The sequence below is a fragment of the Rhodanobacter sp. K2T2 genome, assembly GCF_013408815.1.
Classification (GTDB): domain Bacteria; phylum Pseudomonadota; class Gammaproteobacteria; order Xanthomonadales; family Rhodanobacteraceae; genus Rhodanobacter.
Window position 1 is genome coordinate 294,216 of sequence record NZ_JACCCA010000004.1, and the last position, 13,628, is coordinate 307,843.

The following is a 13,628-nucleotide window of genomic DNA, read 5'->3' on the forward strand; positions in this document are numbered from 1 at the left end:
AACCCCAACACGCGGATCACGGCATCGGCGTCGGTTTCAGCGCGAACTCTTTCGGCGGCGTATTGCCGGCGAGGTTGGTCACGAAATAGTCCCAGCGCCGGCGCGTGGCGTATGCCGTCGCCGCACCGTAGCCGTGATGCACGTTGGGGATCATCAGCATGTCGAAATCCTTGTTGGCCTTGATCAGCGCATCGACCACCAGCAGGCTCTCGTAAGGCGGCACGTTGTCGTCCAGCGTGCCATGCACCAGCATCAGATGACCCTTGAGGTTGGCCGCAAGGTTCTGATTGGCCTGGTCGTCGTAATTGCTCTTGCCGTCCGCACCGACGATCTGCTCGCCCTGGTATTTCTCGGCCCAGTCGTCCTCGTAGTTGCGGTTGTCGTGGTTGCCGCTCTCGGACCAGCCGACTTTGAAGAAATCCGGATAGCGGAACATCGCATCGGTAGACGCGTTGCCGCCGCCGGAGTGGCCCCAGATGCCCACGCGGTCCAAGTCGATCCATGGATAGCGCTTGCCCAGGTCCTTCAGGCCTGCAACCTGATCGGGCAGCGTGTTGTCGCCCATGTTGGCGAACCAGGTGTCGTGAAAAGACTTCGAACGCCACGGTGTACCCATGCCGTCGATGGCCACCACGATAAAGCCCAGTTCGGCCAGCGACTGGTTGTCGCCGTGACTGGGTAAGAAACTGCGCGTATCGACCGAACCGGTCTGCGGACCGGGGTAGATGTAATCGATGACAGGGTACTTCTTCGACGGATCGAAGTGCGATGGCTTGAACATGATGCCGTACAGATCCGTCTTGCCATCGCGCGCCTTGACGACGATCGGCACCGGCGGCACCCAGCCGGCAGCCTTCAGACGCGAGATATCCGCCTTGGCGACGCTGGCGACAGTGTGACCGTCCTCGGCGCTGCGCAGTACGGTCACCGGCGGCTCCGTAGGTGTGGACCAGGCATCCACGAACAGCTTGTGGTCCGGCGAGAAATCGACCGTGTGGTCGGCCGCTTCCGGGGTCAGCAGAGTCGGCTGGCCGCCGTCGAGGCTGACCTTCCAGAACTGCTGGTAATACGGATCGACGCCCGTCGTGCGGCCCACGCCACGGAACCACACGGTGCGCGTGGCCGGGTCGACCTTGAGCATCTCGGTGACATTGCCCTCGCCCGTGGTGATGGCGTGCTTGAGCTTGCCGGTGTCGAGGTCGTACAGGTACAGCTGACCCCAGTCGCTGCGCTCGGAGAACCACACCGCTTCGTGTGTGGCCGGCAGGTATGCCCAGTTGGCCGTGCCCAGGCCGCTCTCGTAGTAGGTCTTGGCGGTTTCTTCGAACACGGTGCGTACCTTGCCGGTGGCCGCATCGGCGATGCGGAACCACTCGTGCTGGTGGTAGCGCGAGGTGGAAACGAAAGCCAGGGTCTTGCTGTCCGGCGCCCATTTCACATCGTCCCAGCCGCCGTCCGGGCCACAGCTGACGTCGTCGCACAGGGTGGAGCGGTGCTGGTCCGGCGGCAGTTGCAAACGCACGGTTTTATGGCTGGGCACGTCGATGACGACGCGCTCGATCATGGTGACGTTCTTGTCGCCGGCCAGCGGATACTTCCACGACAGCAGCGTCGGATGGCCCACGTTGGTAGTCACCAGATACATGTCGCCGGTCTTGCGCTGATCCTGCTGAAAGGTCGCGATCTTCGTCGAGTCGGGCGACCATTCCAGAATGGCGTTGTCGGTGTGCTTCCAGCCGGCGTTGTCGGTGGCGTAGCCGAAGTTCTCCACGCCGTCGGTGGTGAGCTGGGTTTCCTTGCCGCTGGCAACGTCACGCAGCCACAGGTTCCAATGGCGGATGAACGCCTCGGATTTCTTGTCCGGCGACAGCACGCCCGGCTCGCTGCCGGTGTTCTTGCCGGGTTCCACCTCGGCGCAGGCGCCGCTGTTTTTCACATCGCACAGATAGTGCTTGTCCTTGATGGCAATATCCAGACGACCGTCCGGCGCCACGCTGTATGCGCTGATCGGCAGATTCTTGTCGTCGACCGGCTTGCCCGTGACCTTGGCCAGCGCGGCGGCCAGCTTCACCTGATCGAACAGCGGCGTGACCGTGCCGGTGGCCGCATCCATCTGCACAAAATGATCGCCCGCGCTGTCGTGGTCGCGATACCAGAAGTGGCCATCGTCCAGCCAGCTGACTTTCCGCACCGAATGATCGACCAGCGGCGCCGTGTTGTATCTCATGAAGCGCTCGGCTTGTGCATAGTCGTTGGCGGTCAGCGTGCGGCTCTCGGCCACCACCCCTGACGACGCCAGGATCACCATCACTGCGCCAGCTCGGCACGACGTGCGAACTATCGAATGCATGCAACCTCCGGATGAAAACAGGACAGGCGGCGAACGGTCGGCGATCGCCGCCACTCAATCGTCCGATGCTAGCGCGTAAGCCGGCCGACTACCCCTGCCATAGGTCCATGCCGGCGCACATTTGTGCAGTCGCAACAAACTACAATGCGAGACATCGTCGAACCACGTCCGGTCCACTCAACCAGCAGAATGCCATGATCAAGATTCCCCACGAAGCCCGCCTGATGGAGATGGTCTTCCCCGACCATACCAACCACCTCGGCACGCTGTTCGGCGGCCAGGCGCTGGCATGGATGGACAAGGCGGCGTTCATCGTGGCGTCGCGCTATGCGCGGCGCACGGTGGTGACGGCGCGCTCGGAAGAGGTGAACTTTCGCGTGCCGGTGCGCAGCGGTCAGTTGGTCGAACTAGTGGCCAGCGTGGTCAAGGTCGGGCGCAGCTCGATGACGGTGGAGGTGGAAATGACCGCCGAGGATCCGCTCAGCGGCGACCGACGGGTCTGCACCACCGGCCGCTTCGTGATGATCGCGCTGGATTCCAACGGCTCGCCAACCGCCATCCCGCCGCTGCCGACCGCCGAATAATCCGGGGCGCTTGACGCAGGCCGCGGTCGCCTCCCAACCTGCCGATTCCTTATCTGCCGAGCGCCGCCATGTGCGAACCACTGACCATCATCGGCAGCTATATCTCGCCGTACGTGCGCAAGGTGCTGGTGTTTCTCGAACTCAAAGGCATCGACTACCGCATCGATCCGATCCCGCCGTTTGTCGGCAACGACACGTTTTCGTAGCTCAGCCCGCTGCGCCGCATTCCGGTGATGCGCGACGGCGATCTTCTGCTCAACGATTCCAGCGTGATCTGCCAGTACCTGGAGGATCGGCACCCGCAGGTATCGCTCTATCCCGTCGATATCGCCGATCGGGCACGGGCGCGCTGGCTGGAGGAATACGCCGACGTGGCGCTGGGCGATGCGATCGCCGGAAAGCTGTTCTACCAGCTGGGCATCAAACCGCATCTGTTCGGCGAAAAGACCAATGACGCGATGGTGCAGCAGGCGCGCGACATCGATCTTCCCGCCGCGCTGGATTACCTGGAAACCCACCTGCCCACCGACGATTTCATCTTCGGCGAACTGTCCATCGCCGATATCGGTATCGCCAGCTTTTTCCGCATGGCCGGTTTCGTGCGCTACACCATCGATGCCGAACGCTGGCCGCGCTGCGCCGGCCTAGTGGCACGCACGCTGGCGCTGCCGGTGTTTGCCAAACTGGCCACGTTCGAGGATCGCGCGCTACGCACACCGGTGTCGGAGCAGCGCGCCGTGCTGGCGGCCATGGGCGCTCCGTTGACCGACACTACCTGCGGTGGCGCGCCGCCGCGGCGCGGCGTGATCGTCATCGACTGACCGCTTGCGCGTCGGCTGACGCTAGCGCAGATCGGCCATCAGCTCGACCAGCCAGTCGACAAACACCCGTACGCGCGGCGACAGCTGCCGCTGCGCCGGATACATCACCGACACCGGCATCGGCGGCGGCGGATACTGCGGCAGCACCTCGAGCAGACGACCGGCTGCCAGATCGGCCGCCACGTTGTAGCGCGGCAGTTGGATCATGCCAAAGCCGGCTCGGCAGCTGGCCGCGTAGATATCGCCGGAGTTCACTGTCACCGCGCCGGGTACATCGATGATGCGCAGTTCCCCGCCCACGGTGAAATCCAGCGGCTGCGCACGACCACTGGTCGGCGACCGCCAGACCACCGCCTGATGCGCCGTCAGCTCGTCGAGCGCCTGCGGCATGCCGTGCTGTTCGACGTAGCCCGCACTGACGCAGGTCACCTGCGACAGCACCGCGAGGCGGCGCGCGATCAAGCCCGAATCGGCCTGCTCGCCGCCGCGCACCACGCAGTCCACGCCCTCGTGGACGAGATCGACGTAGCGATCGCTGGCACCGATATCGAGTTCGAGCAGCGGATAGCGCGCGCGAAAATCCGCCAGCGCCGGCACGATCACCGCCGTACCCAGCGGCCCCGACAGATCGATGCGCAACGAGCCGCGCGGCTGCGCCGCCACGTGGCTGAAGACCGATTCGGTTTCCTCCAGATCCGCCAGCAGGCGCTGGCATCGGGTGTAATACGCCTGACCGTCAGGCGTGGTGCGCACGCTGCGCGTGGTGCGGATCAGCAGCTGAGTACCGAGCCGGGCCTCCAGCTGACGCAGCGCATGGCTGACCGTGGCACGCGGAATGCCCAGCTCGTCGCCCGCGCGGGAGAAGCTGCCCAGATCCACGATGCGGGTGAACACGCGCATGGTATCGAAACGATCCATCACCGCCTCATTGTTGATTCTTGTTGGATAGACATACCAATTTACCCTCCTTTATCCAATTCAGGCTACTGGGGACAATGCGTTCAGATCCGCGACCGCACGGGCGATCAGGCTGTACGTCTGACTGTCGGTGCCGTCCTCGGCCAACGCCCTCCTCTCATTCAAGGACATCACCATGCAAAAGCGCACTCTCGGCAAAGATATCGGCGCAAACGCGGCCCCCAAGGTTTCCGCCCTCGGCCTCGGCTGCATGGGCATGAGCGATTTCTACAGCGGCCGCGACGATGTCGAATCGATCGCCACGATCCAGCATGCGCTCGACCGCGGCCTCAACCTGCTCGACACCGCCGACATGTACGGCCCGTTTCTCAACGAGGAACTGGTCGGCAAGGCGATCAAGGGCCGTCGCGACGACGCCTTCATCGCGACCAAGTTCGGCATCGTGCGCGACCAGAACGACCCGACCAAGCGCGGCGTCAGCGGCCACCCCGATTACGTGCGCAAGGCGTGCGAGGGCAGCCTGAAACGGCTGGGCGTGGACACCATCGACCTGTATTACCAGCACCGCGTCGATACCAGCGTGCCGATCGAGGACACCGTCGGCGCCATGGCCGAGCTGGTCGGCGCGGGCAAGGTGCGTTACCTGGGCCTGTCCGAAGCCTCCGGCGCCACGATCGAACGCGCGTATGCAGTGCACCCGATCACGGCGCTGCAGAGCGAGTTTTCGCTGTGGACGCGCGACCCGCAGAGCAACGGCATGCTCGACGCCTGCCACAAGCTCGGCGTCAGCCTGGTGGCGTACTCGCCGCTCGGCCGCGGCTTTCTCACCGGCGCGATTCGCTCGCCGGACGATTTCGAGGCCGACGACTACCGCCGCAACAACCCACGCTTCCAGGGCGACAACTTCAGGCACAACCTGGAGCTGGTCGATCGGGTGCAGAAGCTCGCCAACGACAAGGGTTGCACGCCGGCGCAGCTGGCGCTGGCCTGGGTGCTGGCACAGGGCGACGACGTGGTGGCAATCCCCGGCACCAAACGTCGCTCGCGTCTGGATGAAAACCTCGGCGCGCTCGACGTGAAGCTCAGCGCCGCCGAGCTGAAGGCGATCGAAGCGGTGTTCCCGCCCGATGCCGCGGTCGGCACGCGCTATGCCGAATCGATGATGCACATGGTCAACGTGTAACCATCGTCGATCGCATGGCTTTGCCGGCGTCGCCGTCGGGCGCCACCGGCAAAGCCGTTAAACTGAGCGGCATGAACACGCCCGAACAGTCCCCGCTCGGCCAGAGCACCGTCTACGCCGACCGCTACGATCCCAGCCTGCTGTTTCCGATACCGCGTGCCGGAAAGCGCGCGGAAATCGGCGTGGGCGACACGCTGCCGTTTCACGGCGTCGATATCTGGAATGCCTATGAGCTGTCGTGGCTCGACGCGCGCGGCAAGCCGGTCGTTGCCATCGCCGAGTTCCGCGTGCCGGCGACATCGCCCAACATCATCGAATCGAAGTCGTTCAAACTGTATCTGAACGGCTTTGCGCAGGAGCGCGTGGCCGATGCGGCGACGCTTGCCGCGACGCTGACGCGCGATCTTTCGCACGCGGCCGGCGCGGATATCCAGGTGCGGCTCAACGATATCACCGCCGCTAGGCACAGCGTGGTCGATCTGGACGGCCATCTGCTCGACGACCAGCACATCGATATCGACCACTACGGACCGCCTGAAGCCAGTTTTCTGCAAGTCGACGCCGACGCTCCGACCGTCGAAGAAACCGTGGTCTCGCACCTGCTGCGCTCGAACTGTCCGGTAACCGGCCAGCCGGACTGGGGCAGCGTGCAGATCGCCTATCGCGGCTGGCCGATCGACCGTGCCGGGCTGCTGCGCTATCTGATCTCGTTCCGCAATCACAACGAGTTCCACGAGCAGTGCGTGGAGCGCATCTATGTGGATGTGATGACGCGCTGCGCACCCGAGCGGCTCAGCGTCTATGCGCGCTATACCCGCCGCGGCGGCCTGGATATCAATCCATTTCGCAGCAGCGTGCCGGCCAGCCCGGCAAATTCACGCGGCGCCCGCCAATAACACCGTATGTTTCGGTAATCGGCGCTTCATATCGAGGCCGGTAATCTCGCGTGCTGCGCCAAATAGCTCGTCTGGACTGGCCGCACTGGGCACGTCACCATGGCCCGTCAGTCATCACGTTATCAACCCTGGAGCCTTACCATGTCATTTTCACCGCGTTCCGCCACGCTGATCAGCGCCACATTCGCCAGCATGCTCCTGCTCAGCGCCTGCGGTAAAAGCGAAGCGCCCGCACCGGCTCCGGCCGCCGCCAGCACCGCAGCACCCGCTCCCGCACCTGCTGCTACGGCGCCTGCGCCAGCCAGCACTGCCGTGAAGCCCGCCGCCGCTAGCACGGCAGCCGCCACTGCACCTGCGGTTACCCCAGCGGCTACGGCTGCTCCTGCGGCCGCGCCCGCGCCCGCTGCCGCCAGCGCGCCGCTGAGCTTCTCCAAGCTGACCCTGGGCAACGCGGTCAATAACGACCATCAGGTGACCAAGCCGGGCACCAGCTTCGCCACCACCGACAAGACCATCTACGCCAGCGTCGCCACCGACGGCAGCACCAGCGGCGCCAAGCTCAACGCCAAGTGGACCTATACCGAGGGCGCCGGCGTGCTGGTCAGCAATATCACCCAGTCGATCAGCACCGACGGCCCGGCCATCACCACCTTCAAGGTGCAGAACCCGGACCTGTGGCCGGAAGGCAAGTACAAGGTCGAAATCTCGCTCGACGGCAAAACCGTCGCCGACCAGGACTTCCAGATCGGCAAGCGCTGATCCCGGCTCAAGCCTGTCGCAAGCAAAAAGGCGCCCGATCGGGCGCCTTTTTGCTTGTGTATCCGCTTACGTGAACAACGGCACCTCTACTCAAAGTAGGGCCTCGCGGCGGATACAAAGAGACCTTTTCGTTTCGGGTTGGTGAATAACCCTTTCCGGCGGCACCCATTTCACAGATATCGGGACTGCCTAATACGTAATCGTGATATTTCTGGTCTTGTCGTCAACAACGGTTTGTCGCATGTGCTGAGTATCGCCGAGCACCAACAGTGGAACGACGCCATTCGCCACGCAGGCGACCTTCAGCGCCACATCACCCGCCGAGACCGTGCACGTAGGCAGGATGACCATGCTGACGCTAAACGACGCCGACGTCGTAGCGGCCTTCAGTACACCCATCATTCCAAAGAGAGCCACCGAGGCAATGAGCTTGGCTAGCTTTTTGCCTCGCGCGAAAGCCATTCCCCGAGAGAACGTTTCCACGTAAAGCCGGCTGCCTGCGCTTCGTGTCCTCTGCGACGCCGTCACAACCGGGGCGCTGCGACGGCAGCAGGAAATGCGGCGGCATTGAACGTACTTATTGAATGCGGTGGCAACACGCATGCGAAGCTCCTCGACGATACCGTCAGACATCGGCTGTCGAGTGCGTTTGCTTTAGAGCCTGTTCACGATCTCACCGCGCCTCGCGCCGGGATCATCGGTTTTCGCTTACCCGAAAGAGGGGCGGATTACCGGCCGCAGCCATCCCCTCGGCGAGCGAGACCGCAACCTAAAGTTTGCGCCCACTTGGCCGATAAGCAGCGTGAGATGTCGTTGAAAAATATCCGCTACCGAAGGACCAATCATGAAATATCTTCTTGTTACAAGCCTCATGCTGTTTACGCCCATGGCCGCTCATGCGGCCTGTTCGGCCAGCGATTTCTCGATTGAGGATTTCAAGGCAGGCACGGTCGGTTCGGGCGGTGCCATGCACCTGATCCTAAAGGGCAAGCTGGTCAATCATTGCGCAACGCCGGCCGCTGCCCAGGTTCGCGTCGATGCAAAAAGTGGCAGCGGTGCCGTTCTCGCCACCAAGCAGGGCTGGCCCGGCGGTACCACGAATATCTCTCCGGGACAGTCCGTCGACTTCGACCTGGGCAGGCTGGTTCGTTATCAGCCCGATATGCAGACGTACGCGGCAGCCATCACCGATGTGCGCACCTGGTAAGTAACTGACTGGTGGCAGGGCCAGCCACGTCATTTGACTGCCCTGCCACGAAGCTCTACCGCGGCATGCGTGGTGGCCCGTCACACTCCCGCCAAGCCATCCGAACTTCGCCGGTCGGCCTGAGTCGCTTCAGTTGTATGGCATGCCGCGCGGGCTCGATGGCGTTTTGCGCCACTCGGCATCCGGGCCTGACCTGGATGCCGAGTGGTGGACTGGCTGCGCGAATGGCCATGGTCACAAACGCTCGCTCCGGCAAACTTGGCAGTCGCCGCCGGACCTTGGGCAATCGAGACACAACCGCCCCAGCAGCAGCCTCGAACGCGATAAACATGCATTGCCCTATGGCTTAGAGCCGGTTCAAAGTCTCCACGTAGCTCGCGTTGCCTTGCCATAGCCGTCAGGTGGTGGTGCGTGGCGCAGCGCTTGCCTGGCTGGCAAGTCAAGCCGCCCGCTGCCGCCTGGCGGCCACGGCGAGGCAACCCCCAGGGCCGGGTCTGTTTACCCCCATTCCTGCGTCATTACTCGGTGTGGACCGACGTCCACTCCTCGCTCCTCAAAGCCGGCGCCATCCATGGCGCTTCCCCGCGTACCCTCGTTCTTCATTGGTCTGCGGGCAAACAGTTCTCGGCGCGGGCCATGCGGAGACTTCGAACAGGCTCTTAGTGCAGGACAAACAGTTTGTCGAAGCCCGCTACGCGCAGCGTCCCGCGCAAGGTCGGCCCCGCGTTGACGATGCGAATCTCGGCGCGGTCGCCGCCGGCATGTTCGCGCAGCAGCAGCAGCATGCCCAGGGCGGAGCTGTCCATGGTGTCGACTTCGGCCAGGTCCATGATGTAGCTTCGCGCCGGCTTGCGATCGCCCAGGCATGCATCGTGAAACGCGCGATGTACGGTGAAGTCGAAATGCTCGCCGAATTGCAGGGTCAGGCAATCCTGCTCGGTGTCGTGATGGATGTTGAGGTTCATGGATGGGGCTCCTTCAGAACAGTTCGATTTCGCCGGCATCCATCGTGCTCTGCAAGGCAGGACCACGGGAGCGCAGGCGGGCTTTTTCGCGCTGCAAGGCCAGCCGGGTTCGCACACGCTGCGCACGCTCTTCCAGCGCACCGGCATCGATCGGAGCGCAGGCAATATCCTCGATATCGCGGGTCGTTTCCGCCGCCACACCTTGCAGCTCGACCAGGCGAGTGCGGGTCTGGTTGAGCAGCTGGCTGAGAATGTCCTCGAACTGCAGCGAGCGGATCGTTGTCGACACATCGTTGCTCAGGCCGCGATTGATCTCCACTGCCTGGTCGGTAACGGCATTGGTCCGCATGTCGCTCTCCGTCACGTGGGCCATCATGGCGTCGATACCGCCTTTGGCCGACAGCGCGACATTGAGGTCCTGCGAAGCAAGCGCACCGATCAGGCCACGTACTTGATCCATCGCCGTGCGGGCGCGTTCGACATGGCTGCCGATCTGTTCGTTGAACTGATTGGAGTTGCTGGCCAGATTGCGGATTTCACCGGCGACCACCGCAAAGCCTCGCCCGGCCTCGCCGGCACGCGCCGCCTCGATGGCGGCATTGAGCGCCAGCAGGTTGGTTTCTTCCGCAATGGTGTTGACGTTCTTGAGCAGCGCGAACACCGCGTCCATTTCCTTCGACATGCCGTCGATCCGATAGACGATGCGCAGGCTTTCGCGCGACAGCTGCACGATCAGACCGACGAAATGTTCGAGCAGATCACTGGTGCGCGTGGCGAAATCCTGGACCGAAACGCCGCCGCTCTGAACGTCGATGATCTGCTTGAGCAAAGACTGCTGCAGACCGGTCTTTTGCGACAGGCCGTCGAATCCGCCACCAAGCTCGGACACCGCGTCACGCAGCAGATCGAGCGCTTGGTGCAGTTCACGCGATGCATGGCCCAGCTCGTCGACCAGCGCACCGCGCACGTCCTCGAGCGCTTCACGCACGGGCGTGGTGTCGACCACGGACACCGTGGCTGTCGCGGTCATCGCCTTGCTGGCCAGCCGCCCGTGCTCCCACAGCCACACCGCAGCAATGACGAAGATCAGCAGCGGCGCCAGCCATGGCGAATGCCACAACAGGCACATGAGTAGCGCCATCGCACTGACGGCGATACCGATGAAAGGGCGTGCAATGGAGTTCGCGCTAGGCAGTGACATGAGGAATTCCGATACTTCAGGAGACGGCGCGCGATGCGCCGGCAGTGGGTTGTTGGGCCAGCAAAAGCAATCGCGCAGCGATGCGTTGCAGCGGCAGCATTTCGTTCGCGGCGCCCATCTTCCAGGCAGCCCCAGGCATGCCCCAGACTACCGACGAAGCCTCGTCCTGCACGAGCGTTGGTGCGCCTGCATCGCGAAGTTCGAGCAATCCGCGCGCGCCGTCATCGCCCATGCCGGTCAGCAACGCAGCGACCGTCGAAGCACCGACGTTCGCCGCCATGGAACGGAACAGCACATCGACGCTCGGCTTGTGACGATTGACCTGAGGACCGTCGTGCAGCCGGCATACGTGCTTGGCGCCGTCCCAGATCACCAGCAGATGCTGGCCGCCGGGCGCGATGTAAGCATGACCAGGCTGGATCGGCTGGCCATCGCGCGCCTCGCATACCCGCATCGCGCAGCAATGGTCCATGCGCGCGGCGAACGGGCCGCTGAAAGCCGCCGGAATATGCTGCGTGATGACGATCGGCGGCGCATCCGGCGGCATTGCAGCGAGCACGACGCGAATCGCTTCGGTGCCGCCGGTCGACGCGCCGATGGCGATGATCCTGCTGCCACCGCGGCTTCCCGGGGTGGTCACGCGCGGCAACACCGCATCGGCCGAAAGCCTTGGCGGCACGTCCAACGTCTGCACAGCAGTGTAGGCCCTCGGTTTCGACATGGCGGCCAGCTTCACCTTGGCGCAAATGTCCTGAGCGCTTTCGGCAAAGCTGCTGGCCAGATCGCTCGATGGCTTGGTGAAGAAATCGACCGCGCCCAGTTCCAGCGCACGCAGCGTCACTTCGGCACCACGTTCGGTCAAGGAAGAAACCATCACCACCGGCATCGGCCGCAAGCGCATGAGGTTTTCCAGGAAAGTCAGCCCGTCCATGCGCGGCATTTCCACGTCAAGCGTGAGTACGTCGGGGTTGAGCAGCTTAATCTTGTCGCGCGCAATCAGCGGATCGGCCGCCGATCCCACCACCTCGATACCGGGATCGGATTCGAGCATGGCCGACAGCAGTTTCCTCACCAGCGCGGAGTCGTCGACCACAAGGACGCGTACTTTTTCCATTGCTGTTTTTCTCTTCTTGTATGGATGGAAACCGCCCAGGGACGGATACGAAATCCCGTTGATGCGCCATCGGCTCGTGCCGCCTGACCACCACGCTCTGGCTAAAACAGTTCCACCTCTCCCTTTATCGGATCATTTGCCAAACGCTTGAGGTAATGTTCTTCCCGATTGGCTACGGCCACGTCGCGCACCGCACGCAGCTGACGCACCCGCACGCGGCCGCTGGCGGGGAAAAACTGCACCTGACGCGGGTAGATATCGCCAAGATCCTCCGCCGCCAGCGGCAGGCTTTCCGTCGCCAGATAGCGCCTGATGAAGGCAATATTGCGCTTCCCGACGTCGGTCATCTGCGCCAGCACCCGGCCACCGCCAAAGACCTTCACCACCAGATTCTCCCGGCGTCCGCCGGCCTTGAGGATCGCGTTGATCAGTTGTTCCATGGCATCGCTGCCATATCGCGCCGCGCGCCCTACCGCCGACGACCAGCTGTCGCGTTCACCCAATGGCTCGGGCAGCATGAAATGATTCATCCCGCCGATCTGCAGATGAGAGTCGCGCACGCACGCCGAAATACATGAGCCCAGTACTGTGGAAATCATCTCTTCCTGCGCACTGACGTAAAACTCGCCGGGCAGGACTTTTACCGTCATGCAGCTATGGGTGGGATCCCAGAACCGGCGCATATGCTCGAAGCCGGGTATCACCGGCGGCGCAGCTCTCAGCGCAGCCAGTCCGGACGCATAGTCATTCATGCCGCGCGCTTCCGGTAGACCGTTCGGCCGACCAGGTCAAACGCGTCGCTGAGGCCGTGCATCGACTCGGAATGACCGAGGAAAAGATAGCCGCCCGGACAAAGCAGTTCAGCGTAGCGCTCGAACAGTTTCTGCTTGGTCGGCTTGTCGAAATAGATCACCACGTTGCGGCAGAAAATAGCGTCGAACGGACCGCGCATGGGCCATGCATGCAGCAGATTCAACGGTTCGATGCTGACCAGTTCGCGCAAACGCGGGTGGATGCGCGCGAAACCCTGGTAGCTTCCCTCGCCGCGCAGAAACCAGCGTCGGCGACGTGCCTCGGAAACGCCACCAAGACGATCGAGCATATATTCGCCCTGACGCGCGGCTTCAAGCGCCTGCGGCGAAAGATCGGTCGCCAGAATGCGCGCATCCAGCGACTTGCCGCTTTGCTCCAAGGCCTCCGCCAGCACCATCGCCAAGGCGTAGGGCTCTTCGCCGGTGGAGCAGCCGGCCGACCAGATTCGCAGCCTCTCGCCGTTACGCTTCGCGTCGAGCCAGCGCGGCAACAGCTCGTCGACCAGTAAATCGTAGTGATGCATCTCGCGGAAGAACGATGTGACGTTGGTGCTGATCGCACTGGCCAGCTCGCCCAGTTCGCTATGCGGATCGTTACGCAGCAGTTCGACGTAGGCATCGAATCCCCGCAGTTGAAGCGCCCGAAGCCTGCGTCCGAGTCGGCCTTGAACTAGCTGGCGCTTATGCTCCCCCAGCACGATGCCGCAATGCTGGTAGACGAAGCTGCAGATAAACGCGAAGTCCTCGTCAGCCAGCACGAAACCAAAGGCTGCAGTCGACGTCAAGCTGGCATTCTCGGGCGTCGGGCGAGCGGACAT

14 protein-coding genes and 1 pseudogene are annotated in these 13,628 nt (G+C 63.2%); 7 read left to right on the forward strand and 8 right to left on the reverse strand.

Annotated elements, in window-relative coordinates:
* Positions 1-16: 16 nt before the first annotated feature.
* A complete protein-coding gene (locus HDE78_RS08755; protein ID WP_179478310.1) occupies positions 17-2,350 on the reverse strand; it encodes a S9 family peptidase in 2,334 nt (777 codons plus the stop codon).
* A gap of 194 nt (positions 2,351-2,544) precedes the next feature.
* Between HDE78_RS08755 and HDE78_RS08760 the strand changes: the two genes are divergently transcribed.
* The 3 genes and pseudogenes from HDE78_RS08760 (at position 2,545) to HDE78_RS21240 (ending at position 3,755) form a co-directional block, all read left to right on the forward strand.
* A complete protein-coding gene (locus HDE78_RS08760) occupies positions 2,545-2,934 on the forward strand; it encodes an acyl-CoA thioesterase (protein ID WP_179478312.1) in 390 nt (129 codons plus the stop codon).
* Positions 2,935-3,002: 68 nt separating this feature from the next.
* Positions 3,003-3,227 (forward strand): annotated as a pseudogene (locus HDE78_RS21235) (glutathione S-transferase family protein); the annotation flags it as partial.
* Positions 3,228-3,392: 165 nt separating this feature from the next.
* Complete coding sequence (locus tag HDE78_RS21240) at positions 3,393-3,755, forward strand: glutathione S-transferase domain-containing protein (protein WP_345776047.1); 363 nt, start codon at positions 3,393-3,395, stop codon at positions 3,753-3,755.
* A gap of 21 nt (positions 3,756-3,776) precedes the next feature.
* On the opposite strand, the gene HDE78_RS08770 is transcribed toward HDE78_RS21240, so the two are convergent.
* Positions 3,777-4,673, reverse strand: coding sequence for a LysR family transcriptional regulator (locus tag HDE78_RS08770; RefSeq protein WP_179478314.1), 897 nt, complete (start codon positions 4,671-4,673; stop codon positions 3,777-3,779).
* A gap of 175 nt (positions 4,674-4,848) precedes the next feature.
* Between HDE78_RS08770 and HDE78_RS08775 the strand changes: the two genes are divergently transcribed.
* From HDE78_RS08775 to HDE78_RS08785, 3 genes are all read left to right on the forward strand, one after another.
* Positions 4,849-5,856: an aldo/keto reductase gene (locus HDE78_RS08775; protein ID WP_179478316.1), complete on the forward strand. Its 1,008-nt coding sequence runs from the start codon at positions 4,849-4,851 to the stop codon at positions 5,854-5,856.
* Between the two features lie 71 nt (positions 5,857-5,927).
* The gene (gene queF / locus HDE78_RS08780) at positions 5,928-6,752 is read left to right on the forward strand and encodes an NADPH-dependent 7-cyano-7-deazaguanine reductase QueF (RefSeq protein WP_179478318.1); all 825 of its coding nucleotides are present in this window, start codon (positions 5,928-5,930) and stop codon (positions 6,750-6,752) included.
* Positions 6,753-6,893: 141 nt separating this feature from the next.
* Positions 6,894-7,511: a hypothetical protein gene (locus HDE78_RS08785; RefSeq protein ID WP_179478320.1), complete on the forward strand. Its 618-nt coding sequence runs from the start codon at positions 6,894-6,896 to the stop codon at positions 7,509-7,511.
* A 189-nt stretch (positions 7,512-7,700) separates the two neighbouring features.
* On the opposite strand, the gene HDE78_RS08790 is transcribed toward HDE78_RS08785, so the two are convergent.
* On the reverse strand, positions 7,701-8,114 hold the full coding sequence (locus HDE78_RS08790) for a hypothetical protein (RefSeq protein WP_179478322.1): 414 nt from the start codon (positions 8,112-8,114) through the stop codon (positions 7,701-7,703).
* Between the two features lie 241 nt (positions 8,115-8,355).
* Here HDE78_RS08790 and HDE78_RS08795 point away from each other — a divergent pair, with 241 nt between their 5' ends.
* Positions 8,356-8,718 (forward strand): hypothetical protein, encoded by a 363-nt coding sequence (locus HDE78_RS08795; protein ID WP_179478324.1) that lies wholly within the window; start codon positions 8,356-8,358, stop codon positions 8,716-8,718.
* A 659-nt stretch (positions 8,719-9,377) separates the two neighbouring features.
* On the opposite strand, the gene HDE78_RS08800 is transcribed toward HDE78_RS08795, so the two are convergent.
* The 5 genes from HDE78_RS08800 to HDE78_RS08820 all read right to left on the reverse strand — a co-directional run bounded on the left by HDE78_RS08800 (position 9,378) and on the right by HDE78_RS08820 (position 13,628).
* Positions 9,378-9,683, reverse strand: coding sequence for an STAS domain-containing protein (locus tag HDE78_RS08800; RefSeq protein WP_179478326.1), 306 nt, complete (start codon positions 9,681-9,683; stop codon positions 9,378-9,380).
* 13 nt (positions 9,684-9,696) lie between these two features.
* Positions 9,697-10,884, reverse strand: coding sequence for a methyl-accepting chemotaxis protein (locus HDE78_RS08805; protein ID WP_179478328.1), 1,188 nt, complete (start codon positions 10,882-10,884; stop codon positions 9,697-9,699).
* A 16-nt stretch (positions 10,885-10,900) separates the two neighbouring features.
* Positions 10,901-11,998, reverse strand: coding sequence for a chemotaxis response regulator protein-glutamate methylesterase (locus HDE78_RS08810; RefSeq protein ID WP_179478330.1), 1,098 nt, complete (start codon positions 11,996-11,998; stop codon positions 10,901-10,903).
* A 101-nt stretch (positions 11,999-12,099) separates the two neighbouring features.
* Positions 12,100-12,750, reverse strand: coding sequence for a chemoreceptor glutamine deamidase CheD (cheD, locus tag HDE78_RS08815; protein ID WP_179478332.1), 651 nt, complete (start codon positions 12,748-12,750; stop codon positions 12,100-12,102).
* A complete protein-coding gene (locus HDE78_RS08820) occupies positions 12,747-13,628 on the reverse strand; it encodes a protein-glutamate O-methyltransferase (RefSeq protein WP_179478333.1) in 882 nt (293 codons plus the stop codon). The genes cheD and HDE78_RS08820 overlap by 4 nt, the downstream gene beginning before the upstream one ends.

What these genes read in the sequence shown, in the direction of transcription:
- HDE78_RS08755 (WP_179478310.1), bottom strand. Translation starts at nt 2,350, where the DNA reads ATGCATTCGATAGTTCGCACGTCGTGCCGAGCTGGCGCAGTGATGGTG.
- HDE78_RS08760 (WP_179478312.1), top strand. Translation starts at nt 2,545, where the DNA reads ATGATCAAGATTCCCCACGAAGCCCGCCTGATGGAGATGGTCTTCCCC.
- HDE78_RS21240 (WP_345776047.1), top strand. Translation starts at nt 3,393, where the DNA reads ATGGTGCAGCAGGCGCGCGACATCGATCTTCCCGCCGCGCTGGATTAC.
- HDE78_RS08770 (WP_179478314.1), bottom strand. Translation starts at nt 4,673, where the DNA reads ATGGATCGTTTCGATACCATGCGCGTGTTCACCCGCATCGTGGATCTG.
- HDE78_RS08775 (WP_179478316.1), top strand. Translation starts at nt 4,849, where the DNA reads ATGCAAAAGCGCACTCTCGGCAAAGATATCGGCGCAAACGCGGCCCCC.
- queF (WP_179478318.1), top strand. Translation starts at nt 5,928, where the DNA reads ATGAACACGCCCGAACAGTCCCCGCTCGGCCAGAGCACCGTCTACGCC.
- HDE78_RS08785 (WP_179478320.1), top strand. Translation starts at nt 6,894, where the DNA reads ATGTCATTTTCACCGCGTTCCGCCACGCTGATCAGCGCCACATTCGCC.
- HDE78_RS08790 (WP_179478322.1), bottom strand. Translation starts at nt 8,114, where the DNA reads ATGCGTGTTGCCACCGCATTCAATAAGTACGTTCAATGCCGCCGCATT.
- HDE78_RS08795 (WP_179478324.1), top strand. Translation starts at nt 8,356, where the DNA reads ATGAAATATCTTCTTGTTACAAGCCTCATGCTGTTTACGCCCATGGCC.
- HDE78_RS08800 (WP_179478326.1), bottom strand. Translation starts at nt 9,683, where the DNA reads ATGAACCTCAACATCCATCACGACACCGAGCAGGATTGCCTGACCCTG.
- HDE78_RS08805 (WP_179478328.1), bottom strand. Translation starts at nt 10,884, where the DNA reads ATGTCACTGCCTAGCGCGAACTCCATTGCACGCCCTTTCATCGGTATC.
- HDE78_RS08810 (WP_179478330.1), bottom strand. Translation starts at nt 11,998, where the DNA reads ATGGAAAAAGTACGCGTCCTTGTGGTCGACGACTCCGCGCTGGTGAGG.
- cheD (WP_179478332.1), bottom strand. Translation starts at nt 12,750, where the DNA reads ATGAATGACTATGCGTCCGGACTGGCTGCGCTGAGAGCTGCGCCGCCG.
- HDE78_RS08820 (WP_179478333.1), bottom strand. Translation starts at nt 13,628, where the DNA reads ATGTCCGCTCGCCCGACGCCCGAGAATGCCAGCTTGACGTCGACTGCA.